Origin of the sequence: Spirillospora sp. CA-128828 (genome assembly GCF_050945415.1) — a bacterium.
Classification (GTDB): domain Bacteria; phylum Actinomycetota; class Actinomycetes; order Streptosporangiales; family Streptosporangiaceae; genus Spirillospora.
Genome location: NZ_CP191986.1, coordinates 3,532,416 through 3,559,126, shown reverse-complemented (window position 1 = coordinate 3,559,126; position 26,711 = coordinate 3,532,416). Strand labels below are relative to the sequence as shown.

Sequence of the window (26,711 nt, the reverse complement as noted above, 5' to 3'; positions counted from 1 at the left end):
GGGGAAGGAAGACACAGAACACATGGCCGAGAAGGTCATTCGGGTGGACGACATGGACGGCTCCGAAGGAGCCGATGTCGCAAAGCGAGACTTCGAAGTCTTGGGCCGGACGTTCACGATCGACCTGAGCGATGACAACTACAAGCGGCTGAACGAGATGCTGGACGCCCTCGCGCCCTTCATCGAGAACGCCGCCGAGGTGAAGCCCGCCGGGAAGGGCCGCAAGTCCCGCGTCGCGAAGATCAAGGGCTACACGAACGGCGATGTCCGCGAGTGGGCATTGCGTCAGGACATCGAAGTCTCCGAACGTGGCAAGATATCGGATGAGGTCTATGCTGCATTCATCGAGGCACATCCGGACGCCAAGCCGGACGCATAGCTAGAGGGAGTCCCCGCATGGCACAGAAGGTCGAAGTCCTTCTCGTGGACGACATCGACGGAGGAGAGGCCGACGAGACCGTCAGCTTTTCCATCGATGGCACGTCTTATGAGATCGACCTGAGCAAGAAGAACGCCGCCAAGCTGCGCAGCGGCCTTGAGCCGTTCGTCGCCGGTGCCCGCAAGGCGCGCAAGGCCCCCGGCCGGGGTGGCCGCGGGACGCGCACCGCGGGCAGCCGCGAGCGCTCCGCCGAGATTCGCGAGTGGGCGAAGAACCGGGGCATCAAGGTCAATGAGCGGGGTCGTATCCCCGCCAATGTGATCGAGCAGTACGAGGCCGCGCACTAGCGGAAGCCGCACGGCAGGCGGCGTTCCGGCACGACGCCGAGGGGCCGGGGTGGAATTCTCATCACCCCGGCCTCTTCCGTGCGCAACGGGCAAATCGTCCGGCATTGTGGGAGAGAATGCCGGGAATGGTGCGGGGCAACACAATAGGCTGACGCCGGGGCGACGGCGGAGGGGGCGGCCGCGTGACACGGGTGACGCGACGGGACCGTGTGCGGTACTGGTTCGACCGGACGATGTCGAAAGGGACGCCCGCGCTCATCGGCTGGCTGGGGCTCGCGTCCGGAGCGCTGGTGCTCGTGGTCGCGACCGCCGCGGTCGTCATCGCGCCGCGCGACACCGCCGGCAACGGGCACTGGCCCGGCATGGTCTGGCGCAGCCTGCTGCGCACCCTGGATCCGGGGACCATGGGCGGCGACACCGGCAGCGCCCCCTTCCTGGCGCTGATGCTGGTCTCCACCGTCGGCGGGATCTTCATCGTCAGCGCGCTGATCGGCGTGCTCACCACCGGCCTCGAAGCCAAGATCACCGAGCTGCGGAAGGGCCGGTCGCGGATCGTCGAGCACGGTCACACGGTGCTGCTGGGCTGGTCCGAGCAGGTCTTCACGGTCGTCGCGGAGCTGGTGGAGGCCAACCAGAGCGAGCGCCGGTCGTGCGTCGCGATCCTCGCCGACCGCGACAAGGTCGAGATGGAGGACGCGATCCGCGCCCGGGTCGGCGACCTCGGCCGCACCAGGATCGTCTGCCGCACCGGCGACCCGCTCAAGGTCGCCGACGTGGAACTGGTCAGCCCCGGCACGGCGCGCGCCATCATGGTGGTCACGCCGCAGGCCGAGGACGCCGACACCCGCGTCATCAAGGTGCTGCTCTCGCTCGGCTCCCGCGCCTGGGGGCGGCGCAGGCCGCACGTGGTGGCCGCCGTGCACGACTCGGCGAACCTGCCCGCGGCCCGGCTCGCCGGCGGCCCGGCCGCGCACGTCATCGACGCCGACGACGTCGCGATCCGGCTGATCGTCCAGTCGCACCGCCAGTCGGGCCTGTCGCAGGTATGCACCGACCTTCTGGACTTCGCCGGGCACGAGTTCTACATGCGGCCCGAGCCGTCCCTGGCGGGCCTGACGTTCGGCGAGTCGCTGTCGGCCTACGACCTCGGCGTCCCCGCCGGGCTCCGGCACGCCGACGGGACCGTCCTGCTGAACCCGCCGATGGACACCGTGCTCCGCGCCGAGGACGAGATCATCGTGCTCGCCGAGGACGACCTGCTGATCCGGCTCGCCACCGGGCCGGCCGCGCCCGTCCGGGAGGCGGCGATCACCACGGCCACCGCGCGGGAGCCGGTGCCCGAGCGCACCCTGGTGCTCGGCTGGAACCACCGCGCCCCGAAGATCATCGAGCTGCTGGACGAGTTCCTCGCCCCGGGCTCGGCGCTCGTCGTGGCCGCGCCGCGCGCGGACCCCACCGGGGCGCTGGCCCCGGTGGCCAACCTCAAGATCGGCTTCGTCCGGGCGGAGCCGACCGAGCGGCCGTCCCTGGAGTCCCTCGACATCGGCTCCTTCCAGCATGTCGTCGTGCTGTCGGAGTCCGGGTACGACCGCGAGCACGCCGACGCCCGCACCCTGGTCACGCTGCTGCACCTGCGCGACATGGAGGACGCGCTCGGCGACCCGTTCGCCATCGTCAGCGAGATCAACGACGACGCCAACCGGGAGATCGCGCAGGTCACCAAGGCCGACGACTTCGTGGTCAGCGAGAAGCTGATCAGCCTGATGCTGACCCAGCTCAGCGAGAACCGGCACCTGTACGCGGTGTTCGCCGACCTGCTCGACCCGGCCGGCTCGGAGATCTACCTCAAGCCCGCCTGCGACTACCTGGCGCCGGGCGCCGAGGCCGACTTCGCCACGCTCATCGAGTCGGCGCGGCGGCGCGGCGAGGTCGCGCTCGGCTACCGGCTGACCGAGCGTTTCCACGAGCCGCCGGGCTACGGGGTGGTGCTCAACCCGGACAGGGCCGCGTCGCTGACGCTGTCCGCGGCCGACCGCGTCATCGTGCTGGCGGAGAGCTGACCCCCGGTTCACCGGGTGGCGGCGCGAGGTCGTGTCCCGCGCGCAGGGCGCTCGTGACGCGCTCGCGCAGGGCCCGCTCGGCCCGCCGGGCGTCCTCGGCCATCCCGCGGATCTCCGCGCCCGCCATCTCGTCCCCGACGGTGCTCGCCAGCAGGTCCCGGTAGCGGGCGTTCTGCTCGGGCAGCGCCTGCAGGACCCGCGACTCGTGGTAGGCGTCGTCGGCCTCGCCCGCCCGGCGCGCGTACGCCTCCAGCGCCTCGATGCGCCCGGTGACCGAGCGGACCGAGAGCTCCAGCGCGCGGTCCTGCGGGTCGAGCAGGGCCCGGACGCGCGGCGAGAGCCGTTCCGGCTGCTGGGCGAGGCGTTCCCGGCGCAGCCGCGTGTGCTCGGCGAGGGCGCCCGCGATCGCCCATTCCTGCAGCGGCAGGACGACCGCGTTGTTGATGTCGTCCAGCAGCCCGGCGCCGTGCGACTGCGACCCGAGGACGGCGTCGACGGCGCGCTGGGCGCGGACGAGGAGCCGGGCGGCGGGCCGGTCGAAGTCGGCCGGCAGCAGGTAGGAGCCGTGGTGTTCGCGCGCGAGCCGGGCCGCGGCCGGCTCCCGGACGTGCCGCAGCGCGCCGAGGACCCAGCCGGCGAAGCTCGCGGCGGCGAGCACGACGGCGGCCTCGACCTGGCCGAGCAGCAGCAGGAGGACCTGCAGGGCGGGGGTCAGCATCATCGCGAGGACGGGGAGCCGCCCCCACCGCACCGCGCCGCCGACCAGTTCGTCGTCGTCCAGGGAGGCGATGAAGAACACCCGCAGCCATCCGCCGGGCAGGACGCCGTAGAAGATGGCGAACGCGGGGATCCACACCAGCCGCGCCACGACCGTGGCGGCGCGCAGCCGCGGGGGCGGCGGCGCCGGCATGCTCGCCGGGGCGAGCCGCCCGGGCGCCGCGGCCAGCAGCGCGCGGTCCTCGCCGCCGATGGCGGGATCGAACACCGGACGGGGACGGTCCTGCTCGTTCATCGCCACTCCCCACCGCGTCTGGGAACCCTGTGCCCGCTGGTGGATCCGAGCCTTCCACCAGGCACCCGGTTCATTCCAGCTTGTCACGGAATCCGGACATTGCACGCGTCGGCGGCGCGAGCCCACGGCACCGGCTAGCCCTGCAGCTCGGCCCAGACCTCCCGGTCCCGTTCGGCCGTCCAGATCCGGGGACGTTCGACGCCGTCCAGCTCGTCCCAGAGCCGGGAGACGTCGAACGGCAGGCAGTGCTCGAAGATCGGCCAGCGCCCGTACTCGGGCGCGAGCGCGGCGTGCACGGCGGCGAACGCGTCCTTGAGCGTGCCGTCCTCCTTCCGGACCCGCCGGGTCTCGGCGATCATCGTCTCCAGGAAGTCGCGGGTCTGCGCGACGGCGGCGCGGGCGGCGTCCCTGCCGTGCGCGACGGCGCCGCGCCCCCCGACGAGCGTCTCGGCGCCGAACGAGTTGACGTGGTCGAGCGTGCCGGACGCCCACTCGCTGTGGAACGCGTCGCCGGTGTAGAGCGCCGCCTGCGTCTCGACGAGGTCGCCGGCGAACAGGATCCGGTGCCGGGGCAGCCACGCCACGAGATCGCCCTCGGTGTGGCCGCGCCCGCAGTAGGCCAGGTCGAGGTCGCCGCGGTCGCCGCCCAGGGCGATGGTGAGCGTGCTGGAGAACGTCAGCGTCGGCCAGGTCAGCCCGGGGATGCCGTCCGGGTCCTTGAACAGCCGGGGCATCCGGCCGTACTCCGACTCCCAGTCCTGCTCGCCGCGCTCGGCGATCAGCGCGCGGGTGAGGTCGTGCGCGACGATCACCGGTGCGCCGAACGCGCTCGCGCCCAGCGTCCGGACGGCGTGGTAGTGCGACAGGACGAGGTACCGGATGGGCTTGTCGGTGTGCTCGCGCAGCACGGCGAGCCAGTCGCGGGCCGCGGCGGGCGTCGCGCGGGCCTCGAAGCAGACGAGGAAGTCCTCGCCCTCGATCGCGCCGACGTTCGGGTCCCCCTCGGCCGTGAGCGTGTAGACCCCGTCGGCCAGGACCTCAAGCGTCTGCGTCTTGTCGCCCAGATCTGCGGACGACGCGAACGGTCTGGGCATGGGCGCCCCTCTCGCACTCGTGGCCGCGGCCCCGGTTCGTGGCGGTGCTGCACGTGCAAGGGGTTCATTCCACGCGGAGCGGTCGATAACCGTCCCGCACCCCTGGGGGAGGACGGCCCGCGCGGGGTAGAAGGGATCTCGACCGTGCCGCGCGGAAGGAGGAGCCCCGGGTGAACGCCGCGCTCGGACTGCTGGCCGTCCTCGTGCTGACCGCCGCGACCGGCTACTTCGTCGCCCAGGAGTTCGCGTTCGTCACCGCGGACCGCCCGGCCCTCGACCAGCGGGCCGCGGAGGGCGACCGGGCGGCGGCGCGGGCGGTGCGGGTGATGCACCGGCTGTCGTTCATGCTGTCGGGCGCGCAACTCGGCATCACGGTCACCGCGCTGGTGGTCGGGTTCATCGCCAAGCCCGCGCTGGCCGACCTGATCGACCCGGCGCTGCGCGCGGCCGGGGTGCCGCACGCGGCGTCGGGCGGGGTGGCGGTGGCGCTCGGGTTCGCCCTCGCCACCGTGATCCAGATGGTGCTGGGAGAGCTGTTCCCCAAGAATCTGGCGCTGGCGCGGGCGGAGGCGCTCGCCCGCGCCCTGGCCTCGTCCACTCTCGTCTACCTGACGTTCGCGGGGCCGCTGATCAGGCTGTTCGACGCGTCCGCGAACCGGCTCGTCCGCGCGTTCGGCATCGAGCCGGTGGAGGAGCTGCGGCACGGCGCGACGCTGGAGGAGCTCGGTCACATGATCGGCGAGTCCGGGGAGCAGCTCCAGGCGGGCCACGCCGACCTGCTGGAGCGGGCCCTGGCCTTCTCCGAGCGGGACGCCGAGGAGGTCATGGTCCCCCGCGTCGAGGTGGTGACCATGCCCGCCTCCGCGCGCGCGGCCGAGGTCAGCGACGTCATCGCGGCGAGCGGGCACACCCGCTATCCGGTTCTCGGCGAGGGTGTGGACGACGTGGTCGGGGTCGTCGGGCTGGAGCAGCTGATCACGCTCGACGCGGACGCGATGGCGCGCACCGAGGTCCGCGAGATCGCCAGGGCGCCGCTGCTGCTGCCGTCGTCGCTGCCGCTCCCGGACGTGGTGCTCCGGCTGCAGGGCGCCGCCGAGCCGATGGCCTGCGTGGTGGACGAGTACGGCGGCTTCGCCGGGATCGTCACCTGGGAGGACGTCGCCGAGGAGCTGGTCGGGGAGATCGCCGACGAGAACGAGCCGGGCGAGGAGCTGGCGGTCCGCAGCGGCGAGTGGTGGACGACTGACGCGGGCCTGCGGATGGACGAGGTCGCCCACGAGACGGGCATCGCGCTGCCGGAGGGCGACTACGAGACCGTCGCGGGGCTGGTGATGAAGCGGCTCGGCCGGGTCGCCCGGCCGGGCGACGTCGTCCGGGTGGAGCTGCCGCCTGCCCGGCTGGACGAGCCGCGCCGGACGGCCGTGGTCGAGGTCCTGACGATCCACCGGCACGTGCCCAGGCTGATCCGCATCCGCACCGTGGAGGAGGACGGGTGAACCTCGCGTTGGGCGCCCCCGTCACGCTGGCGCTGCTGGCGGGCAACGGGTTCTTCGTCGCCACCGAGTTCGCGCTGGTGGCGGCGCGGCGCCCCCGCCTGGAGCGGGCCGCCGCGCGGGGCGGACGGGCCGCGGGCGCGGCGGTCGCCGGGATCGACGAGCTGTCGCTCACCCTGGCGGGCGCACAGCTCGGCATCACGATGTGCTCGCTCGGCCTCGGCCTGGTGTCCGAGCCGGTGTTCGCGGACACCCTCACGCCGCTGTTCCACACCGCGGGGCTGCCGGAGGGGGCGGCGCACGCGGTCGCGTTCGTGCTGGCACTGGCGCTCGTCACGTTCCTGCACATGGTCGTCGGCGAGATGGCGCCGAAATCCTGGGCGATCGTCGATCCGGAACGCTCGGCGACCGTGCTGGGCCCGCCGTTCCGCGCGTTCGCGACCGTCGTCCGGCCGGTGCTGGCGGTGCTCAACGGGGCGACGAACCTGCTGCTGCGCGTGGCGGGCGTCCGCCCGGACGGCTCGCGGGCGGTGTCGCGCACCCCCGAGCAGCTGCGCAGCATCGCGGAGGAGTCGCGGCGGCTCGGGCTGATCGGGCAGCGCGAGCTGACGCTGCTCACCGCCGCGCTGGACGTGCCGCGCGCCCCGCTGGCCGGCCTCGTGGTCCCGGTCTCCGGCATCGTGTCGGTGCCGGCCGCGGCGTCACCGCAGGAGGTCATCGACGCCGCCGCCCGCACCGGCCACATCCGCATCATGCTGCGCGGCTCGGGGCGGCCGGACCAGGCCCGCATGGTGCACGTCCGCGACGCCTACGTGGCCCGTGCGCGGGGCCGCGCGACCCCGGCCGTGGAACTGGCGCACCCGGTCCCGGCGATGCCGATCGGCACCCCGGTCGGCGAGGCCGTGGCCACCCTGAGGGCGAACCACAGCCACCTCGGCCTCGCCGTCGCCCCCGACGGCCGCGTCGCCGGCCTGGTCAGCCTGGACGACCTGCTCACCACCCTGCTGACCGTCCGCTGACCCCTCAAGGCCGTCAACGTTGGTTGACATAGCCGGAATGTCAACCTACATTGACACCTATGAGCGATGGAGTGACGCTCGCCCAGGAGGCGAGCAGCCGGGATCCCGCGGTGGGGCTGCGGGCCGTGCGCGCGCTGCGCGAGCTGGCCGAGCGGCTGGAGGCGCTGCAGGTCGCCAGCGCGCGCGACCAGGGCTGGTCCTGGCAGGAGATCGCGGTCTGCCTTGGTGTGAGCCGGCAGGCCGTCCACAAGAAGCACGGCGGTGGGCGCCGCCTTCTCAAGAAGGAGCAGTAGAGGGATGTTCGAGCGTTTCACCGAGGAGGCCCGCCAGGCCGTCGTCGGCGCCCAGGCGGAGGCGCGGACGCTGCGCGACCACCACATCGGCACCGAGCACGTGCTGCTGTCCCTGGTGACCGGCGACGACGCCACGGGCCGCGCACTGCGCGAGCACGGGCTCGACGCGGCCGACCTGCGGACCCGGATCGCCCGCGTCAACCGGACCGGCGGCGACGTCCTCGATTCCGACGCCCTGAGGAGCATCGGGATCGACCTCGACGCCGTACGCGAGGCCACCGAGCAGAGCTTCGGGGAGGGCGCCCTCGACGTCCCCGCCGGGAAGCTCGGACGGTACAGCCGCGGGCACATCCCGTTCACGCCGAAGGCGAAGAAGGCCCTGGAGCTGAGCCTGCGGCACGCGATCCGGCTCAAGCAGAAGCGCATCCACAGTGGGCACATCCTGCTCGGCATCCTGCACGACGACGACTTCCTGTCGGTGCGGCTCGCGACGGAGGCGGGTGTGGACGTCGGATTGCTGCGTGCGCGCATCGACCGGCTGCTCACCTCCGAGGCCGCCTGAACGATGTGATTTCGTGGGGGCATGCCCGGACTGCTGGATTCGCTGCGCCGCCTCGTCCCCGCCGACCGGGTCGTCACCGACCCGGACGTGATCGCCGCCTACGCGCACGACGAGGCGGAGTGGGCGCCCTTCGGGACGCCCGCCGCGCTCGTCCGGGCCGGGTCGACCGAGGACGTGCGGGCCGTCGTCACCGTGTGCGCGGAGCGGGGCGTCCCGATCGTCCCGCGCGGCGCGGGCACCGGCCTGTCGGGCGGCGCGAACGCACTGGACGGGTGCGTCCTGCTGTCTCTGGAGGCGATGCGGGACATCGTCGAGATCGACGCCGCCGAGCGGCTCGCGGTCGTCCAGCCGGGAGTGGTGAACGACGCCCTCCGGCTGGCCTGCGCCGAGCGGGGCCTGTGGTACCCGCCGGACCCGGCGAGCGCGCCCTGGTCGACGATCGGCGGGAACGTCGCCACCAACGCGGGCGGCCTGTGCTGCGTCAAGTACGGCGTGACCCGCGACTACGTCCTCGCGCTGGAGGCCGTCGTCGGGCGGGGCGAGGTGGTGCGGCTCGGCCGCCGGACGGCCAAGGGGGTCGCGGGATACGACCTGTGCGGGCTCATGGTCGGGTCCGAGGGCACGCTCGGCGTGATCACCGAGATCACGGTGCGGCTGCGCTCGGCGCGCTCACCGGAGCGCACGATCGTCGGCTATTTCGACACCCTCCAGGCGGCGGGCGAGGCGGTCGCCAGGGTCACCGCGGCCGGGATCGTCCCGAGCGCGCTCGAACTGATCGACCGGCACTGCCTGGAGGCCGTCGACGCGTGGCGGAACATGGGGCTGTCGGCGGACGCGAACGTCCTGCTCCTCGGCCGCACCGACCTGCCCGGCGAGTCCGGGGAGGCGGAGGCCGACGCGATGGTGCGGCTGTTCAAGGAGGCGGGCGCGACGTGGAGCGCCCGGTCGTCCGACGAGGCCGAAGCGGAGGCGCTGTTCTCCGCGCGCCGGCTCGCCTACCCGGCGCTCGAACGGCTCGGGCCGGTGCTGACCGAGGACGTGTGCGTGCCCCGCGGGCTCGTCCCGGAGATGCTGACCCGCATCGAGGCCGCCGCGGCGGACAACAACACCCATATCGCCAATATCGCGCACGCGGGCGACGGCAACCTGCACCCGCTCATCATCGCGCCGGCCGGCGACGACGACGCTCGCGTCCGGGCCCAGCGCGCCTTCGACCGCATCGTCGCCGACGCCATCGCCCTCGGCGGCACCGTCACCGGCGAGCACGGCGTCGGGCTGCTCAAGCGGCGCGGCCTGCACGACGAACTGGACCCGGCCGTGATCGCCATGCACCACGCGGTCAAGAACGCGCTGGACCCGGCCGGCGTCTTCAACCCGGGCAAGGTCTTCGGGACGCCCTGACCGCCTCAGCCGCGCGCCGCCTCCCAGCCCTGGACCAGCAGGGCGGTGTCGTCGCCGACGAGGCCGACCTTGAGGCCCTCCTCGCCCTGCTCGACCTGGACGCCCACCGGCCGCAGGTCGGGGACGCGCCCGCCGTAGAGGGCGTCGCGCTCGGCCATCGCCTCGTAGCCGCCCGGCCGCCACCAGTACACCTGCGGGCTGATCGGCCGCTCCCCGGTGCCGGCGAGCCTGGCCGCGACCTCCTGGACGGTCTTCAGGGCGATGACCAGGTGCTGCTCCGTCCCGATCTCGTGGACCATGACGTACTCCGGGAGCGGGAACGCGACCAGCGCGCCGAACGGCAGCTGGCCGGGGAAGTAGCGCCGCAGCACCTGGACGTGCGCACCGATGTAGCGGTGCTGCTCACCGATGTTGGCGATCTTGATGCCCTGCACGTCGGTGGCCTGGACGTAGTGGGGCTCGCGCTCGATCGACTGCGTCAGCGCGTGGCCGAACGCCTCGTTCTCGGCGAGCCCGCCGAGGTCCACCCGGTTGAGCGGGACGATCGAGTCCGGGTGGTCGACGACCACGGTCTGGAGCAGACCGGGCGCGAGCGGCCGGGTCACGAGCGCGGCGCGCATCCGTTCGTCGAGGGCGTTCTCGGGGTAGAGCCGGACGCGCAGACTCGCGGTGTCGAGGCGCCCGCCCGCCGGCGCCGGGGCCGGGGCCGGCTGCCGCTCGAACGCCTGCACCGCCTGGTCGGCGTACTGGGCCGCGATGCCCGGCAGCGCGGACCGCGGGTTCCGCCCGGCGTGCGCCCGCCATTCCGCGATGCCCGCCTGCACACGGGCGCCGTCCTTGAGCGTCACGGCGACGGTGTCGGGGTCGGGCAGCTCCGCCTGGTAGCCGCGCTGAGCGAACGCGTCTATGAGGGCCATGCCGATGATGTCGTGGCTGTTGGGGTTCATGGTGATGTACGACTTCCGACGAGGGCAGTAGGTTCCTGGTCAGCCCCCGAAGGCTTGTGTGAGAGCGGCGACACAGGCCGCGCGGCGGCGGGGATCGTCCGGGAAGCGCCGCCGGCACTCGGGGCCGATCCAGGACGGCGCCTTGGGGCGGCTCGGGCGCGCCTTGTGCGTCGCAGGCGGACGAGGGTGCCGTACGGGACGGTGCCGCGTGCGCTGCGGGACGGCGCGCTCCCGGCGGGGAGGCCGTCTCGGCGGGCTTGAGCGGCGCGCGGACGGCGTGCGGCGAGATTCGGCCGCCTTCCGCCCCGACGCGGGCGTGGGCGAAGGGCTGGAGCGCTCGGCGGACGGGACGGGTGTGGCCGCGTCCGGCGTCACCGTGCGGGGCGGCGCCGTCCGCGTCGTCGTGAAACCGGCGGCCAGGAGCAGTCCCGTGCCCAGGACGATCGTGGTGGCGATGAGCGCCGGGCGACGCAGGCGTGGGCCGGGCGGACGGGGTTCCGCGCGGGTGAACCCGGCGGGCGGGAGGCTGGAGGAGAGACGCACCCTCCGATCGTCACGCTGAGCACCCGCTTGGACACGGAGAATCGGCGCGACCGTTGCCACCTCGATACACCGGGCGGGGTCACCGGCCCGCGAGCAGCTCCACCACAGGCGCGAACTCCTCGACGAACGCGGAGGAGACCGACACGTACGACACGCCGAGTTCGTCCCGACGCCGGGCCAGGGTGTCGGCCATCTCGCGGGGCGTCCCGGACAACTTCGCGATCGCGCCGGACTTCGCCATGGCCGCGGCGTCCACCTCCATCTGGCGGCTCAGCCACTCCGGCACCTCGTCGCCGACGACGTGGACCTGCGTGCACAGCTCCAGATCGTCGAACCGCTGCCCCGCCGCCGTCCGGACGATCCGCACGTACTCGGCGAGCTTCGCGTCGTCGGTCATCGGCGGGACGCCGAACGCGACCGTGTCGGCGCGCCGCGCGGCCAGCTCCAGCATCCGGGGCCGGGACGCCGCGACGAGTACCCGCGGCGGACGGCCGGTCCCCGCGAACAGGCCCTCCGGCGGGCGCGCGACCGCGTCGAGGACCTGCTCGACGCGGGCCAGCCGCTCGGCGCCCGAACCGTAGGCGACGCCGAAGAGCGCCGCGTCGTCCTCTCCGCCGGGCCTGCCCGCGCCGATCCCGAGCTCGAACCGGTCGCCCGTCGCGAAGGCCATCGAGGCCGCCTCCCAGGCGATCATGTTCGGCGGCCGGGTCGCCGCGGAGAGCACGAACGTGCCGACCCGCAGCGTCGTGGTGGCACCCGCGGCGGCGGCGAGCGACGCCGCCGGCATCGCGGTGCCGGAGGTGTCGGGGGTCAGCAGTGTCGCGTACCCCAGTTCCTCCGCGCGCCGCGCCTGCGCGGCCCAGCCTGCGCCGTCCCGCGCCCACGCCGTCATCACCGCGAACCTGAACCGCCGATCACCCATCGCCCTGCCTCCCGTCGTGCCGTCGGACCCTTCTATTTGAGTGAGCACTCACTCAATTGTCAAGCCCCAGCACCCTGGCCGGACTCCCAAGCCGGTCCTAGCCGGCCGTGGCGATCGTGAAACGGCGCAGCGCGAGGGCCGGGTTCTTCTCCCGGACGGCCGCGATTCGCTCGGCCGAGACCTCGGCGGACACGACGCCGACCCCCTCTCCCAGCGCGGCCGCGACCACGCCCATCGGGTCGACGATCATGCTGTTGCCCGCGCCCGCCGGAGCGCACTGGTCGGCCGCCGCCACGTAGATCGTGTTCTCGATCGCGCGGGCCCGGACCAGCGTCCGCCAGTGGTCCTCCTTCAGCGGACCCGGCACCCACTCGGCGGGCAGCGCCAGGACATCGGCACCCGCGTCCACGATCCGCCGCGTCACCTCGGGGAACCGGACGTCGTAGCAGGTCTGCAGGCCGAACGTGACGCCGTCGACGGCGAACGTCTCGGGCTCGCCGATCTCCCCGGGCCGCACCAGCGCCGACTCCTCGTAGCCGAACGCGTCGTACAGGTGGATCTTGCGGTACTCGGCGACGACGTCCCCGCCGGGAGCGACGGCCACGAGGGTGTTGGAGATGCGGTCGGAATCGCCCAGCCGCTCGTTCATCCCGGCGACGACATGGACACCGTGCCGCCGGGCCAGGTCGCCGAGACCGGTCACGAACGGGCCGTCCAGCGGCTCGGCCGAGTCGACGAACCGCCGGTCCATCTTCGGCACGGTGAACATGGCGAACTCGGGAAAGACCACCACCTTCGCGCCGCGTCCCGCGGCCTCGCCGGTGAGCTTGCCGATCGCCGCCAGGTTCTCGTCCTTGCCCGCCCCCGGTGCGAACTGCGCAATCGCGACCTGAACCATCCGTACCTCCCTACATCCGGTCGACGCCCGTCACCCGGACGACGGCCGCGCCCTCCTGATCGGAGCCGGCGAGATCGACCTCGGCGCCGATGCCCCAGTCGTGGTGCCCCGCGGGGTCGTCGAACACCTGCCGGACCCGCCAGAGCGCGTCCTCGGGGACCTCTTCGATCTGCAGCAGCTTCGGCCCCCGCGCGTCCGCCCCGGTGAGCAGCTCCTCGTGCTCCTCGAAGTACCCGTCCATGGCGTCGGCCCACGCGTCGGCGCCGAAGTCGGGATCCAGCGCGCCCAGCTCGTCGTAGCGCTCCAGCGCCGCCAGCTCCACCCGGCGGAACATCGCGTTGCGCACCAGCACCCGGAACGCCCGCGCGTTCGCGGTCACCTTCGTGACCCGCTCCTCGATCGGCTCGTCCAGGTCGTCGTCGGCGGGATTCGCGAGCTGCTCCCACTCGTCCAGCAGGCTGGAGTCGACCTGCCGGACCAGCTCGCCCAGCCACTCGATCAGGTCGATCAGGTCATCGGTCTTGATCGACTCCGGCACGGTCTGCTGCAGCGCCTTGTAGGCCCCCGACAGGTACCGCAGGACCAGCCCTTCGGCCCGCGCGAGCTCGTAGTACCCGATGTACTCGGTGAACGTCATCGCGCGCTCGTACATGTCCCGTACGACCGACTTCGGCCGCAGCGGGTGGTCGCCGACCCAGGGGTGCCCGGCCCGGTAGATCTCGTACGCGGCGTCGAGCTCGTCCTCCAGCGGCTTCGGGTGGTCGACGTCCTGGAGCAGCTCCATCCGCTCCTCGTACTCGATCCCCTCGGCCTTCATCTCCTGGACGGCCTCGCCCCGCGCCTTGTTGACCTGCGCGGCGAGGATCTGCCGCGGGTCGTCCAGCGTCGCCTCGATCACCGACAGGACGTCCAGCGCGTACGACGGCGACGCCGGGTCGAGCACCTCGAACGCCGCGAGCGCGAACGTCGACAGCGCCTGGTTGAGCGCGAAGTCCTCCTGCAGGTCGACGGTGATGCGCGCGTAACGCCCGACGTCGTCGGGCTCGGGCAGCGCCTCCACGATCCCGCCCGCGAGCAGCGACCGGTAGATCGCGATCGCCCGGGAGATGTGCCGCCGCCGCGCCGCCGGCTCCTCGTGGTTGTCGGTCAGCAGCCGCTTCATCGCCTGGAACGCGTTGCCCGGACGCGCGATCACCGACAGCAGCATCGCGTGGCTCACCTGGAACCGGGACCGGAGCATCTCCGGCTCGGCCTCCTGCAGCTTCTTGAAGACGTCCTCGTCCCAGCCGACGAAGCCCTCGGGCGGCTTCTTGCGCTGGACCTTCCGCCGCTTCTTCGGATCGTCCCCGGCCTTGGCGAGGGCCTTCTCGTTCTCCACGACATGCTCGGGCGCCTGCGCCACGACGAACCCGACCGTGTCGAACCCGGCCCGGCCCGCCCGGCCGGCGATCTGGTGGAACTCCCGGGCCCGCAGCCGCCGCACCCGGTGCCCGTCGTACTTGCTGAGCGCGGTGAACACGACCGTCCGGATCGGCACGTTGACGCCCACGCCCAGCGTGTCCGTCCCGCAGATGACCTTCAGCAGCCCGGCCTGCGCGAGCCGCTCCACCAGCCGCCGGTACTTGGGCAGCATCCCGGCATGGTGCACGCCGATCCCGTGCCGGACGAACCGCGACAGGTTCCGCCCGAACTTCGTGGTGAACCGGAAGTTGCCGATCAGCTCGGCGATCCGCGCCTTCTCCGCCTTGGTGCACACGTTGATGCTCATCAGCGCCTGCGCCCGCTCGATCGCCGCCGCCTGCGTGAAGTGCACCAGGTAGACCGGTGCCTTCTGCTCGGCGAGCAGCTCCTCGATCGTCTCGTGCAGCGGCGTCACCCGGTAGTCGTAGATCAGCGGGACCGGCCGCTCCGCCGAGGTCACCAGCGCCGTCGGCCGCCCCGTCCGCCGCGCCAGATCCTTCTGGAAGAACGAGACGTCGCCCAGGGTGGCCGACATCAGCAGGAACTGGGCCTGCGGGAGCTCCAGCAGCGGAATCTGCCACGCCCACCCCCGCTCGGGCTCGGCGTAGAAGTGGAACTCGTCCATGACCACCACGCCGATGTCGGCCTCGGCGCCGTCCCGCAGCGCGATGTTGGCCAGCACCTCGGCGGTGCAGCAGATGATCGGCGCGTCCGCGTTCACGCTGGCGTCGCCGGTCATCATCCCGACGTTCTCGCGCCCGAACATCTCGCACAGGTCGAAGAACTTCTCCGACACCAGCGCCTTGATCGGCGCCGTGTAGAACCCCACCTGGTCCTTGCCGAGCCCCGCGAACAGCGCCCCCGCCGCCACCAGGCTCTTGCCCGACCCGGTCGGCGTCGAGAGGATCACGTTGGCGCCCGACACCACCTCGATGAGCGCCTCCTCCTGGGCGGGATACAACGTGATCCCGCGCCCCGACACCCACCGCTCGAACGCCTCGAACAGAGAATCGGCGTCGGCGTCGTTTCCAGAGGGAAGCTCATCGATAAGGCTCACCCCTCCATCCTGCCCCCGATCCCCCACTGCCCGCGCCGGTGCACCGACCCGCTCCCCCCGCCCGGTCGGTACCCGGACCGCGCAAAGGTCCGGAACATGGCGATGCCCCGGGACGGGGGTCCCGGGGCATCAGCGTGTCGTCAACGCCTACGGCGTCACACCCTCGGACTTGGCGACCAGCCGCGCCAGCGTCCCGGCCATCTCCTCCTGACGCGCGGACATCTTGCCGAGCTCACCCATGATCAGGTTGACGGCCGACCCCAACTCTTGCCGGAGCGAGCCGATCTCGTACTTCAACTCCTCCTTGGTGGCGAGATTCTTGAGGTCGTCCTTGGTGGCCAGGTCAGCGAGGGTGACCTGTTCGAGGGGCTTGGGCGCCATGACGGGCATGCTATCTCTCCTTCTGGTCCTGTGTTCGCTGGAGAGCGACACCTCACCCCCTAGGCCAGGGTGTGCCCGTGCTCCAGTGCGAGGGGGTTCAGGTCGGGCTCGCCGTAGACGCCGCGCATCGCCTCGAACGCGGCGGCCTTGTCCGCGCCGAACCGCCGCACGCGACGCGCGTACGCCGCGGCGGAGACGAACGTGGGCGGGTCGGTCTTGCTGTGGAACTTGTCCGCATACATGACGAGCCGCTCCTCGCCGGTCTCGGCGAGGTAGTCGGCGACGGGCATCGGGAGGCCATGCCGCTCGACGTCCTCCCGTGTGAGCCCCACGCCGGTGTGGTGGGAGCAGAACCGGCAGAGTTCCTCGGCGAAGCCCTCGTCCCGGAGAAGGTCGTGGCCCAGTACCCCGTGGCGCACGTACTCCCCGTGGTCGATCTCGCCGGACGGGCCGTACAGGCGGTAGACGCCGATGTCGTGGAGCAGGCAGCCGGCGCGCACGAGATCCTTGTCCAGGTCGAGCCCGTCGATGAGCCGCTCGGCGATCTCGCAGACGATCACGCAGTGCGTCCAGACGAGGTCGAACGCCTTCCGGCTGGGTGCGTGCCGCTCGTGCAAGGCCCGGATCTCGTCGTCCGCAGGAATCCTCACCCGCACGACCCTATGCCGGGCGGCCGCGCCGATCCTCTGGTGCGGGCCGTCCGGCAGGGGTCGCGAGCCTCAGGCGGTCGTCTCAGTGCGGTCGGCGCCCCAGAGGGTGTGGAAGCTGCCTTCGCGGTCCACGCGGCGATAGGTGTGGGCGCCGAAGAAGTCCCGCTGGCCCTGGGTGAGCGCGGCCGGCAGGCGGTCGGCCCGCAGCGAGTCGTAGTAGGCCAGGGCGGTGGAGAAGCCGGGTGCGGGGATGCCGAGGCGTGCGGCGGTGGCGACCACGTCGCGCCAGGCGTCCTGGGCGTCGCCGACGGCCTCGGCGAAGTGGTCGTCGGTCAGCAGCGTCGGCGTGCCCGGGTCCGCCGCGTAGGCGGCGCGGATGCGGTCCAGGAAGCGGGCGCGGATGATGCAGCCGCCGCGCCAGATGGTCGCCATCGCACCGAGGTCGATGTTCCAGCCGTACTCGGCGCTGCCCGCCTGGATCTCGTGGAAGCCCTGCGCGTAGGCGACGATCTTGGACGCGTAGAGGGCCTTCTCGACGGCGTCGGCGAAGCCCGAGTCGGCGATGCTGCTGCGGGACGGTCCGGGCAGGTTTTGTGCCGCTTCACGCAGGTCGGCGTGGCCGGAGACGGAGCGGGCGAAGACGGCCTCGGCGATGCCGCCGACGGGGACGCCCAGGTCGAGGGCGGTCTGGACGGTCCAGCGGCCGGTGCCCTTCTGCTCGGCCTGGTCGAGGACGACGTCCACGAACGGCTTGCCGGTGGACGCGTCGGTGTGCGCGAGGACCTCGGCGGTGATCTCGATGAGGTAGGACTCCAGCCGGCCGGTGTTCCAGGTGCGGAAGACCTCGGCGATCTCGGCGGGGGCGAGGCCAGCGGCGTGCCGCAGCAGGTCGTAGGACTCCGCGATCAGCTGCATGTCGGCGTACTCGATGCCGTTGTGCACCATCTTCACGAAGTGGCCGGCGCCGTCGGGGCCCACGTGGACGCAGCAGGGCGTCCCGTCGACCTTGGCGGAGATGTCCTCCAGCAGCGGGCCGAGGGCCGCGTAGGACTCGGCGGAGCCGCCCGGCATGATGCTGGGTCCGTGCAGCGCGCCCTCCTCCCCGCCGGAGATGCCGGTGCCGACGAAATGGATGCCGCGGTCGCGGAGCGCGGCCTCGCGGCGGCGGGTGTCGGCGAAGTTGGCGTTGCCGCCGTCCACGATCATGTCGCCGGGCTCCAGCAGCGGGGCGAACTCGTCGATGACGGCGTCGGTCGGGCCCCCTGCCTTGACCATGACGACCAGCCGGCGGGGCCGCTCCAGGGACGCCACGAACTGCTCCGGCGTCTCGGCCGGAAGGAAGGTCCCCTCGTCGCCGAAGCCCTCCACGAGCGACTTCGTCCGGGTCGGGGTGCGGTTGTGCACGGCCACGGGATGCCCGTGCCGGGCCAGGTTGCGGGCCAGGTTCCGGCCCATCACCGCCAGCCCCGTGACGCCGATTCGCGCCTTCTCCATTGGCTCACTCCTCCTCGTGTGCGACCCTGACCAAGGGGTTGTACGCGGATCATGATGCCCTCGTTCGAGCACCGTTCCCCGCGTTCGGCTGCGGGAACGGGAGGCGATTCAGGATCCTTTTTCAATGGTGACATTCTCCAGGGGGGTGCGAATGCTGGGACTGCCGGACGAGGCGGCGGCGTGTCTCTTCGATCTCGACGGGGTGCTGACCCGGACGGCGGCCGTCCACGCCGCGGCGTGGAAGGAGATGTTCGACGGCTACCTGCGCGACCGCGCGCGGCGGACCGGTGAACCGCTCACCGAGTTCGACCCCGTGAACGACTACGGCCGGTACGTGGACGGCAAGAAGCGCGAGGACGGGACGCGCTCGTTCCTGGAGTCGCGCGGTATCACGCTGCCGGAGGGAGACCCGGACGACCCGCCCGAGCTGGAGACCGTCCGGGGCCTCGGAAACCGCAAGAACGCCCTCGTCCTCAAGCTCATCGAGGAGAAGGGCGTCGAGACGTTCGACGGGTCGATCGACTTCGTCCGGGCGGCGCGGAAGGCCGGGCTGAAGACGGCCGTGGTGTCGTCCAGCGCCAACACCGTTCAGGTCCTGCGGACGGTCGACATCACCGGCCTGTTCGACGCGCGCGTGGACGGCGTGGTCGCGGCCGAGCGGCATCTGCCCGGCAAGCCGGCCCCGGACATGTTCCTCGCGGGGGCCGAGGAGCTCGGCGTCCCGGCGGCGAAGGCGGTGGTGTTCGAGGACGCGCTCGCCGGCGTCCAGGCGGGGCGGGCCGGCGGGTTCGCCTACGTCGTCGGAGTGAACCGGGTGGGCGACGCGCATGCCAAGGCGCTCGCCGAGCACGGCGCGGACGTGGTGGTCGACGACCTCTCCGAACTCATGGAGGCCGAGTGACCGAGCGGGAGGGCCAGACGAGCGCCGACCGGCCCGTGTTCACGGTGGAGCCCTGGTGCGTGCGGGAGCCGGAACTCCGGCTGGACCGGCTGGCGCAGACCGAGTCGGTGTTCGCACTGTCCAACGGGCATCTAGGCATGCGCGGCAACCTGGACGAAGGAGAGCCCCACGGGCTGCCGGGAACGTACCTGAACTCCTTCTACGAGCAGCGTCCGCTGCCGCATGCCGAGACCGCCTACGGCTATCCGGAGTCGGGCCAGACGGTCATCAACGTCACCAACGGCAAGGTGATCCGGCTGCTGGTGGACGACGAGCCGCTCGACGTCCGCTACGGCCGCGTCCTTCGCCATGAGCGCACCCTCGACATGCGGGCGGGGACGCTCACCCGGCACGTGGAGTGGACGTCCCCGGCCGACAAGACGATCAGGGTGACGTCGGTCCGCATGGTGTCGCTGACCCAGCGGGCGGTGGCGGCGATCTGCTACGACGTCGAGCCGGTGGACGCGGCGGTCCGGGTGGTCGCCCAGTCGGAGCTGGTGGCCAACGAGGCGCTGCCCGGCGGCGCCAAGGACCCGCGGGCGTCGGCGATCCTGAGCAGCCCGCTCGTGAGCGAGGAGCACGTCGCCAACGGCACGAAGGTCCTGCTGCTGCACCGGACGCGGCAGAGCGGGCTGCGGATGGCGGCCGGGATGTCGCACCACATCGAGGGCCCGGAGTCGATGGCGATCGACACCGAGAGCTCCAAGGACGTCGGGCGGCTGACGGTCGCGACCCGGCTGGAGCCGGGCCAGCGGCTCCGCATCGTGAAGTACATCGCGTACGGATGGTCGAGCCGGCGGTCCCGGCCCGCGCTGCACGACCAGGTGGTCGGGGCGCTGGCGGGCGCGCGGCAGACCGGCTGGGACGGCCTGCTGGCCGAGCAGCGCGAGTACCTCGACGATTTCTGGGAGGGCGCGGACGTCGAGGTCGACGGCGACGCCGAGATCCAGCAGGCGGTCCGGTTCGGCCTGTTCCACGTCCTGCAGGCGGGCGCGCGCGCGGAACGACGCATGATCCCGGCCAAGGGCCTGACCGGTCCGGGCTATGACGGGCACACGTTCTGGGACACCGAGACGTTCGTCCTACCCGTGCTGACCTACACCTCACCGGGCGCCGCGGCGGACGCGCTCGCCTGGCGTCACATGACGCTGCCGCTGGCAGTGGAGCGCGCCAACCAGCTCGGCCTGGGCGGCGCCACGTTCCCCTGGCGGACGATCCGCGGTCACGAGTGCTCGGGCTACTGGCCCGCCGGCACCGCGGCGTTCCACATCAACGCCGACATCTCCGACGCCGTCGTCCGGTACGTGGACGCCACCCGGGACGAGCAGTTCGAGCGTGAGGTCGGCCTGGACATCCTGGTGCAGACGGCCCGGCTGTGGCGGAGCCTCGGCCACCACGACGTGGGCGGCGTGTTCCGCATCGACGGGATCACCGGCCCGGACGAGTACAGCGCGGTCGTGGACAACAACGTCTACACCAACCTCATGGCGCGCCGGAACCTGCAGGAGGCGGCCGAGACGGCGATGCGCGATCCGGAGGGCGCCGCCCGGCTCGGGGTCAACGCCGAGGAGGCCGCGTCGTGGCGGGACGCGGCGGCGGCCATGCTGATCCCCTACGACGACCGGCTGGGCGTCCACCCGCAGAGCGAGAGCTTCACCAACCACGCCCGCTGGGACTTCGCGGCCACCAAACCCGACCACTACCCGCTGCTGCTGAACTACCCCTACTTCGACCTCTACCGCAAGCAGGTCGTCAAGCAGGCGGACCTGGTCCTCGCGCTGCACCTGTGCGGGGACGCGTTCACCGAGGAGGAGAAGGAGCGCAACTTCGCCTACTACGAGGGCCTGACCGTCCGCGACTCCTCGCTGTCGGCGCAGACGCAGGCGGTCGTCGCCGCCGAGGTGGGCCAGCTGGAGCTGGCGCACGACTATCTCGGCGAGACCGCGCTGATGGACCTGCACGACCTGAACCACAACACCCGCGACGGGCTGCACATCGCGTCCATGGCGGGCGCGTGGAGCGGGCTCGTCGCCGGGTTCGGCGGGATGCGGGCCGGCAAGGGCAGGCTCCGGTTCGCGCCGCGGCTGCCCGGCGGGATCAGCCGGCTGGCGTTCCGGATGCGGTACCGGGGCAGCCTGATCAAGGTCGGCGTGACGGCGGAGGCGGCCCGCTACGAGCTGCTGGACGGCCCGGACATCGAGCTGTGGCACCACGGCGAGCGGTTCTCCCTCGGGGACGAGCCCGTGGAGCTGCCGATCGAGCAGATCCCGGCGCGTCCGGCGCCCACCCAGCCTGCCGGGCGGGAACCCGCGCCGCGGCGCATCGACCCGCACAGCCGCGATCCGCGCCGCCGCTGACCCGCGGGCACCGGCCGGAGCCGCTAGCCGTGGGCGCCCGCCGCGCAGCCGTCACAGTCCGGATGCGGCGCGGCGCCCGTCCCGTTCGCCTCCACCGCGGGCGGGCGGGTCGCGCCGTCGCCGGCGCCGTCCTGCACGAGCAGCCGGCGCGGGCCCGGTCCCTCGTCGCCGAGCCGGTCGTAGGGGTTGGCCAGCGCGCACCTGCTGATCGACAGGCAGCCGCAGCCGATGCAGTCGGTGAGGTCGTCGCGGAGCCGTTCGAGCTGGCGGATGCGCGCGTCGAGGTTGCTTCGCCACGCCTCCGACAGGCGCGCCCAGTCCGCCACCGTGGGGGTGCGCTCCTCCGGAAGGGTGGCGAGGGCGTCGCGGATGTCGCTGAGCGGGATGCCGACGCGCTGCGACACCTTGATGAACGAGACCCGGCGGAGGGTGTCGCGGCTGAACCGGCGCTGGTTGCCGGCCGTCCGGCGGCTGCTGATCAGGCCCTTGGACTCGTAGAAGTGCAGGGCCGAGACCGCCACGCCGCTCCGCTCGGCGAGCTGGCCGACGGTCAGTTCGTGCACCCGGTGCTCCAGCCGCGTCATGCACCGCATCCTATGCGGGCCCGGCCACGGCCGAGGTTCCGGCGGCCGGGCTACGGGACGGCCCTGGCGTCCATGCCCGGCCTGGTCTCCCGCGTCGCGTGGCCGAGCCGGCGCAGCCGGAACGCGGCGCCGACCATGGCGGCGCCGAACAGGATGGAGAACAGCCCGATCAGCCAGACGATCGCCACCGCGCCGGACACCGGCCACGCGAACAGCAGGATCCCGAAGATCACCGAGATCGCGCCGGTCAGCACGTACGCCCACTCGCCCTTCAGCTCCTTGCGCAGCGCGAACGCGACGACGACCTCAAGGACGCCGGTCGCGACCGCCCACGCGGCGATCAGCATCAGCAGGACGAACGCGGTGATGCCCGGCCACACCAGGGCCGCGATGCCGAGCGCGATCCCGGCGACGCCGGACAGCACGAGCATGCCGCGCGGGCTTCCGGTCGTCCCGCGGAACGCCTCTGCCAGCGCGACCACGCCGTCCGCCAGCGCGTAGGCGCCGAAGAGCACGACCAGCGCCCAGACGGTGATGCCCGGCCATGCCCAGGCCACGATGCCGAAGAGGATCGCGAACGCGCCGCGCAGCGCGAGGACCCACCAGTGGCGGGTCATCAGCTCGAACATGCATGCCTCCCGTGGCTCGGGCCTCCGCGTCCCACGGCCGCCTTCCCCGCGGCGGGGCCTCGTCCCACTGCTTGCCGCTCGGCCGTGCCGGGATGCCCAAGCCCATCCCCAAACTAGGCAAATTCGGGTGATAGCAGACATAAGACGCGCCCGTTCCCCGGCGAAACGCCGGGGAACGGGCGCGAGAGGCGCCGGCGGCTAGTGGTCCAGGCGGCGGACGAGGTCGTGGTACTCGTCCCACAGCGCCTTCGGCATGTGGTCGCCGAACTTCTCGAAGTGCTCGGGGACGAGGGCCGCCTCCTGCTTCCACACCTCGGTGTCGACCGACAGCAGGGTGTCGAGGTCGGCGTCGTCGATGCTCAGGCCCTCGGTGTCCAGCGCCTCCCTGGTCGGCAGGTGCCCGATCGGGGACTTGACGGCGTCGGCGCGGCCGTTGAGCCGCTCGACGATCCACTTGAGGACGCGGCTGTTCTCGCCGAAGCCGGGCCAGATGAACCGGCCGTCGGCGTTCTTGCGGAACCAGTTCACGTAGTAGATCCGGGGAAGCCTCTCGGCGTCGGTGGCCTTGCCGATCTCCAGCCAGTGGCCGAAGTAGTCGCCCATGTTGTAGCCGCAGAACGGCAGCATCGCGAACGGGTCGCGGCGCAGCTCGCCGACCTTGCCCTCGGCGGCGGCGGTCTTCTCGGACGCGACGTTGGCGCCGAGGAACACGCCGTGCTGCCAGTCGAACGACTCGGTGACGAGCGGGACGGCGGACGCGCGCCGGCCGCCGAACAGGATCGCCGAGATCGGGACGCCCTTCGGGTCCTCCCACTCGTCGGCGATGATCGGGCACTGCCCGGCCGGGGTGGTGAACCGGGCGTTCGGGTGGGCGGCCGGGGTCTCCGACTCCGGGGTCCAGTCGTTGCCCTTCCAGTCGGTCAGATGCGCGGGCGGCTCGTCGGTGAGGCCCTCCCACCACACGTCGCCGTCGTCGGTGAGCGCCACGTTGGTGAAGATGCTGTTGCCCCAGAGCGTCTTCACGGCGTTGGCGTTGGTGCTCGCGCCGGTGCCGGGCGCGACGCCGAAGAACCCGGCCTCCGGGTTGATGGCGTAGAGGCGGCCGTCGTCGCCGAACCGCATCCAGGCGATGTCGTCGCCGATCGTCTCGACGTTCCAGCCGGGGATGGTCGGCTCCAGCATGGCGAGGTTGGTCTTGCCGCACGCCGACGGGAACGCGGCGGCGACGTAGCGGGTCGCGCCCGTGGGCGGCGTGAGCTTCAGGATGAGCATGTGCTCGGCCATCCAGCCCTCGTCGCGCGCCATCGTGGAGGCGATCCGCAGCGCGTAGCACTTCTTGCCGAGCAGCGCGTTGCCGCCGTACCCGGACCCGTAGGACCAGATCTCCCGGGTCTCGGGGAAGTGCGTGATGTACTTCGTGGAGCTGCAGGGCCACTTCACGTCCGCCTGGCCAGGCTCCAGGGGGGCGCCGACGGAGTGGACGGCCTTGACGAACGACCCGCGCTCCTCGATGAGCCGCAGCGCGCCCCCGCCCATCCGCGTCATGATCCGCATGGACACGGCGACGTAGGCGGAGTCGGTGATCTCGACGCCCAGCTGGGAGATGGTGCCGCCGAGCGGGCCCATGCAGAAGGGCACCACGTACATGGTGCGGCCCTTCATGCAGCCGTCGAAGAGACCGTCCAGGGTCTCCTTCATCTCGGCGGGCGCGACCCAGTTGTTGGTGGGTCCGGCGTCGGCCTCGTTCTCGGAGCAGATGAACGTCCGGTCCTCGACGCGGGCGACGTCGGTGGGGTCGGAGGCCGCGTGGAAGCTGTTCGGCCGTTTGGCCGGGTCGAGGCGCGTGAGGGTGCCCTGGTCGACGAGGAGGCCGGTCAGGCGCTCCCACTCCGCGTCCGAGCCGTCGCACCATTCGACGCGGTCCGGCTTGGTCAGCTCGGCGATCCCGCGTACCCACTCAATCAGTTCGGGGTGGCCGGTAGGGGCCTGGTCGAGGCCGGGGACCTGGTTGGACACGGGCAACTCCTTCAGCTGTTCGCAGGATGTTTGCATGATGAACAACACCCGTCTTTTTGGCCATTTGGTCTGGACCAATCCCGTCGGCCTTTGGGCCTTCCTGCCCGCTTTTGTGATTGATATCACCTGGATACGGGGGCGGGCCGCGGGGCGCGTCCCGCCCCCGGCGTGAACCCGTTCAAGCTGGGTAAACGTGGGTTTCGGTGGCCTTCACGGCCGCCCAAATCGCGCTGCCCTCCGACAATTGGAGCTCCGCGACGGCGGCCGGAGTCACGTCCGCGACAGCGTCGAAAGGCGGGCCGGACAACCGCACCCGGACTCGATCCCCGTGGCGTTCGACCGCGGCGACGCGGGTCCGCCAGAGGTTGCGGGGGCTGCCGTCGGGACGCGTCCGGTACAGCGCCACCGAGGATGGCGCGAAGGCCAGGAAGACCTCACCGTCGAGCGAGTCCACACTGTCGAGGGTGGCGGCGCCGTCACCGATCGTGACCGTGCCCGCCTCGGCCCGTCCCCGGTACAGGTTCAGCCCGACCAGGCGCGCGACGTAGCCGGTGCGGGGGCGGCGCGCGACGTCGGCGGGAGTCCCCTCCTGGACGAGCCGGCCGCCCTCGACGACGACGATGCGGTCGGCCAGCACCATCGCGTCCAGCGGGTCATGGGTGACGAGCACCGCGGCACCGGAGAACCCGGCGAGGTGGCGGCGCAGCGCGGCCCGGATCTCCAGCCGGGTGTGGGCGTCCAGGGCGGCGAGCGGCTCGTCCAGCAGGAGCAGCCCGGGGTCGACCGCCAGCGCGCGGGCCAGCGCGACCCGCTGCGCCTGCCCGCCCGACAGGGCCCGGGGACGGGCGGACGCGTGCTCCGCGAGCCCGACCCGCGCCAGCCACTCCGCGGCGATCCGGCGGGCGGCGCGGCGGCCGGTGCCCTGGCAACGCGGCCCGAAGGCGACGTTCTCCAGCGCGCTGAGGTGCGGGAACAGCAGGTAGTCCTGGAAGACCATGCCGATGCCGCGGCGGTCGGGCGGCAGCGCGCGCAGGTCTTCGCCGTCCACCCGGACGTGCCCGCCCGCCATCGGGACGAGCCCGGCCAGCGCGCGCAGCGCCGTACTCTTGCCCGCGCCGTTCGGGCCGAGCAGCGCCACGACCTCGCCCGGCCGGGCGGTGAGCGCGAGATCGAGGTCGAACGCGGCGCGCCGCACGACGAGCCGCGCGTCCAGTCCGCGGCTCCCGCCCTCCGCCGGGACCACCTCCCGGTCCGCTCCGCTCATCTCGCGGTGTCCATCCAGCGGTCCCGGAGGGCGGCCAGGACGAGGACCGAGACGGCGAGCAGGACCAGGCTGAGGACGATCGCCGCCTGCGGGTCGGTCTCCAGCGCCAGGTACACCGCCAGCGGCATCGTCTGCGTCCGGCCGGGGAAGTTGCCGGCGAAGGTGATCGTCGCGCCGAACTCCCCGAGCGCCCGCGCCCAGCACAGGATCGCCCCGGCCGCGACGCCGGGCGCGACGAGCGGCAGCGTGACCCGCCGGAAGATCGTCCAGCGGCCGGCGCCGAGGGTGGCGGCGGCCTCCTCGTAACGCAGGTCGGCGGCGCGCAGCGCGCCCTCCACGCTGATCACCAGGAACGGCATCGCGACGAACGTCTCGGCGAGGACCACGCCCGCGGTGGTGAACGGGAACGTGATGCCGAACGTGTCGTCCACCCATCCGCCGATCAGCCCGCGCCGCCCGAGCGCGAGCAGCAGCGCGACGCCGCCGACGACGGGCGGGAGCACCAGCGGAACCGTCACCAGCGCCCGGACGAGCCGGACGCCGGGGAACCGGACCCGGGCGAGCACCCAGGCCAGCGGGACGCCGAACAGCAGGCACAGGCAGGTCGCGAGGGTGGCCGTGAGCAGCGAGAGCCGCAACGCGTCCAGCACCTGCGCCTCCATGAGGCGGGTGCCGAGCGTCGACCACGGCGCCCGCGCCAGCAGCCCGAGCAGCGGCAGCACCAGGAACGCGAGCCCGGCCAGCGCGGGCAGCAGCAGGATCCACGGCGGCCGCCCCGGCAGCCGGTCGGCCTCCCGCCGCGGGGAGGCGGCCCCCCGCGCCCGCCGGAGCGCCCTCGGCGCCGGTCTCACGGCGCCTCGAAACCCGCCCCGCTCAGCGCCGCCTTGCCCCGGCTCCCGGGCACCGGC

The 26,711-nt window shown here is 72.5% G+C and carries 26 protein-coding genes; 11 read left to right on the top strand and 15 right to left on the bottom strand.

Going from position 1 to position 26,711, the window contains the following annotated elements:
• Window positions 1-22 precede the first annotated feature (22 nt).
• The 3 genes from ACQPXG_RS17570 (at window position 23) to ACQPXG_RS17560 (ending at window position 2,786) form a co-directional block, all read left to right on the top strand.
• Complete coding sequence (locus tag ACQPXG_RS17570) at window positions 23-379, top strand: histone-like nucleoid-structuring protein Lsr2 (protein ID WP_433468769.1); 357 nt, start codon at window positions 23-25, stop codon at window positions 377-379.
• 17 nt (window positions 380-396) lie between these two features.
• The gene (locus ACQPXG_RS17565) at window positions 397-726 is read left to right on the top strand and encodes a histone-like nucleoid-structuring protein Lsr2 (RefSeq protein ID WP_433468768.1); all 330 of its coding nucleotides are present in this window, start codon (window positions 397-399) and stop codon (window positions 724-726) included.
• 182 nt (window positions 727-908) lie between these two features.
• Entirely contained in the window at window positions 909-2,786 is a 1,878-nt protein-coding gene (locus ACQPXG_RS17560; RefSeq protein ID WP_433468767.1) for a CASTOR/POLLUX-related putative ion channel, read from the top strand.
• On the opposite strand, the gene ACQPXG_RS17555 is transcribed toward ACQPXG_RS17560, so the two are convergent.
• Together ACQPXG_RS17555 and ACQPXG_RS17550 are read right to left on the bottom strand one after the other, a co-directional pair.
• Complete coding sequence (locus ACQPXG_RS17555; protein WP_433468766.1) at window positions 2,764-3,798, bottom strand: hypothetical protein; 1,035 nt, start codon at window positions 3,796-3,798, stop codon at window positions 2,764-2,766. The two genes, ACQPXG_RS17560 and ACQPXG_RS17555, sit on opposite strands and share 23 nt — an antisense overlap.
• 134 nt (window positions 3,799-3,932) lie before the next feature.
• Window positions 3,933-4,892, bottom strand: a complete 960-nt coding sequence (locus ACQPXG_RS17550; RefSeq protein ID WP_433468765.1) for an MBL fold metallo-hydrolase — start codon at window positions 4,890-4,892, stop codon at window positions 3,933-3,935.
• Window positions 4,893-5,062: 170 nt separating this feature from the next.
• Here ACQPXG_RS17550 and ACQPXG_RS17545 point away from each other — a divergent pair, with 170 nt between their 5' ends.
• The 5 genes from ACQPXG_RS17545 to ACQPXG_RS17525 are packed head-to-tail and all read left to right on the top strand — an operon-like array spanning window position 5,063 to window position 9,660.
• On the top strand, window positions 5,063-6,388 hold the full coding sequence (locus tag ACQPXG_RS17545) for a hemolysin family protein (protein ID WP_433468764.1): 1,326 nt from the start codon (window positions 5,063-5,065) through the stop codon (window positions 6,386-6,388).
• Window positions 6,385-7,404 carry a CNNM domain-containing protein gene (locus ACQPXG_RS17540; protein WP_433468763.1) on the top strand — a complete coding sequence of 340 codons (1,020 nt, stop codon included), beginning with the start codon at window positions 6,385-6,387 and terminating at the stop codon, window positions 7,402-7,404. Before ACQPXG_RS17545 ends, ACQPXG_RS17540 begins: the two co-directional genes overlap by 4 nt.
• Before the next feature lie 59 nt (window positions 7,405-7,463).
• Window positions 7,464-7,697, top strand: coding sequence for a helix-turn-helix domain-containing protein (locus ACQPXG_RS17535; RefSeq protein WP_067794089.1), 234 nt, complete (start codon window positions 7,464-7,466; stop codon window positions 7,695-7,697).
• Window positions 7,698-7,701: 4 nt separating this feature from the next.
• Entirely contained in the window at window positions 7,702-8,259 is a 558-nt protein-coding gene (locus ACQPXG_RS17530; RefSeq protein WP_433468762.1) for a Clp protease N-terminal domain-containing protein, read from the top strand.
• Between the two features lie 21 nt (window positions 8,260-8,280).
• Window positions 8,281-9,660, top strand: coding sequence for an FAD-binding oxidoreductase (locus tag ACQPXG_RS17525; protein WP_433468761.1), 1,380 nt, complete (start codon window positions 8,281-8,283; stop codon window positions 9,658-9,660).
• 5 nt (window positions 9,661-9,665) lie between these two features.
• Here ACQPXG_RS17525 and ACQPXG_RS17520 read toward each other — a convergent pair whose 3' ends face one another.
• The 8 genes from ACQPXG_RS17520 to gndA all read right to left on the bottom strand — a co-directional run bounded on the left by ACQPXG_RS17520 (window position 9,666) and on the right by gndA (window position 18,013).
• Window positions 9,666-10,607: a hypothetical protein gene (locus tag ACQPXG_RS17520; protein ID WP_433468760.1), complete on the bottom strand. Its 942-nt coding sequence runs from the start codon at window positions 10,605-10,607 to the stop codon at window positions 9,666-9,668.
• A 39-nt stretch (window positions 10,608-10,646) separates the two neighbouring features.
• Complete coding sequence (locus ACQPXG_RS17515) at window positions 10,647-11,150, bottom strand: hypothetical protein (RefSeq protein ID WP_433468759.1); 504 nt, start codon at window positions 11,148-11,150, stop codon at window positions 10,647-10,649.
• A 79-nt stretch (window positions 11,151-11,229) separates the two neighbouring features.
• On the bottom strand, window positions 11,230-12,072 hold the full coding sequence (locus ACQPXG_RS17510) for an LLM class flavin-dependent oxidoreductase (RefSeq protein ID WP_433468758.1): 843 nt from the start codon (window positions 12,070-12,072) through the stop codon (window positions 11,230-11,232).
• A gap of 97 nt (window positions 12,073-12,169) precedes the next feature.
• Window positions 12,170-12,970, bottom strand: coding sequence for a carbon-nitrogen hydrolase family protein (locus ACQPXG_RS17505; protein ID WP_433468757.1), 801 nt, complete (start codon window positions 12,968-12,970; stop codon window positions 12,170-12,172).
• A gap of 10 nt (window positions 12,971-12,980) precedes the next feature.
• Window positions 12,981-15,488 carry a DEAD/DEAH box helicase gene (locus tag ACQPXG_RS17500; protein WP_433468756.1) on the bottom strand — a complete coding sequence of 836 codons (2,508 nt, stop codon included), beginning with the start codon at window positions 15,486-15,488 and terminating at the stop codon, window positions 12,981-12,983.
• A 147-nt stretch (window positions 15,489-15,635) separates the two neighbouring features.
• Window positions 15,636-15,869, bottom strand: a complete 234-nt coding sequence (locus ACQPXG_RS17495) for a hypothetical protein (protein WP_433468755.1) — start codon at window positions 15,867-15,869, stop codon at window positions 15,636-15,638.
• Between the two features lie 59 nt (window positions 15,870-15,928).
• A complete protein-coding gene (locus tag ACQPXG_RS17490; protein WP_433468754.1) occupies window positions 15,929-16,519 on the bottom strand; it encodes an HD domain-containing protein in 591 nt (196 codons plus the stop codon).
• 69 nt (window positions 16,520-16,588) lie between these two features.
• Window positions 16,589-18,013, bottom strand: coding sequence for an NADP-dependent phosphogluconate dehydrogenase (gndA, locus tag ACQPXG_RS17485; protein WP_433468753.1), 1,425 nt, complete (start codon window positions 18,011-18,013; stop codon window positions 16,589-16,591).
• A 151-nt stretch (window positions 18,014-18,164) separates the two neighbouring features.
• On the opposite strand from gndA, the gene ACQPXG_RS17480 reads away from it, so the two are divergent.
• Together ACQPXG_RS17480 and ACQPXG_RS17475 are read left to right on the top strand one after the other, a co-directional pair.
• Complete coding sequence (locus tag ACQPXG_RS17480; RefSeq protein WP_433468752.1) at window positions 18,165-18,914, top strand: HAD family hydrolase; 750 nt, start codon at window positions 18,165-18,167, stop codon at window positions 18,912-18,914.
• Window positions 18,911-21,310 (top strand): glycoside hydrolase family 65 protein, encoded by a 2,400-nt coding sequence (locus ACQPXG_RS17475; RefSeq protein WP_433468751.1) that lies wholly within the window; start codon window positions 18,911-18,913, stop codon window positions 21,308-21,310. Before ACQPXG_RS17480 ends, ACQPXG_RS17475 begins: the two co-directional genes overlap by 4 nt.
• A gap of 23 nt (window positions 21,311-21,333) precedes the next feature.
• On the opposite strand, the gene soxR is transcribed toward ACQPXG_RS17475, so the two are convergent.
• From soxR to ACQPXG_RS17460, 3 genes are all read right to left on the bottom strand, one after another.
• Window positions 21,334-21,894: a redox-sensitive transcriptional activator SoxR gene (gene soxR, locus ACQPXG_RS17470; RefSeq protein ID WP_433468750.1), complete on the bottom strand. Its 561-nt coding sequence runs from the start codon at window positions 21,892-21,894 to the stop codon at window positions 21,334-21,336.
• A 50-nt stretch (window positions 21,895-21,944) separates the two neighbouring features.
• Window positions 21,945-22,523, bottom strand: coding sequence for an HdeD family acid-resistance protein (locus ACQPXG_RS17465; protein WP_433468749.1), 579 nt, complete (start codon window positions 22,521-22,523; stop codon window positions 21,945-21,947).
• A gap of 198 nt (window positions 22,524-22,721) precedes the next feature.
• Window positions 22,722-24,539, bottom strand: a complete 1,818-nt coding sequence (locus ACQPXG_RS17460) for a phosphoenolpyruvate carboxykinase (GTP) (RefSeq protein WP_433468748.1) — start codon at window positions 24,537-24,539, stop codon at window positions 22,722-22,724.
• Between the two features lie 34 nt (window positions 24,540-24,573).
• Between ACQPXG_RS17460 and ACQPXG_RS17455 the strand changes: the two genes are divergently transcribed.
• On the top strand, window positions 24,574-24,711 hold the full coding sequence (locus ACQPXG_RS17455; RefSeq protein ID WP_433468747.1) for a hypothetical protein: 138 nt from the start codon (window positions 24,574-24,576) through the stop codon (window positions 24,709-24,711).
• A gap of 6 nt (window positions 24,712-24,717) precedes the next feature.
• On the opposite strand, the gene ACQPXG_RS17450 is transcribed toward ACQPXG_RS17455, so the two are convergent.
• Window positions 24,718-25,803 carry an ABC transporter ATP-binding protein gene (locus tag ACQPXG_RS17450; protein ID WP_433468746.1) on the bottom strand — a complete coding sequence of 362 codons (1,086 nt, stop codon included), beginning with the start codon at window positions 25,801-25,803 and terminating at the stop codon, window positions 24,718-24,720.
• Complete coding sequence (locus tag ACQPXG_RS17445) at window positions 25,800-26,585, bottom strand: ABC transporter permease (protein ID WP_433469985.1); 786 nt, start codon at window positions 26,583-26,585, stop codon at window positions 25,800-25,802. Before ACQPXG_RS17445 ends, ACQPXG_RS17450 begins: the two co-directional genes overlap by 4 nt.
• Window positions 26,586-26,711 lie beyond the last annotated feature (126 nt).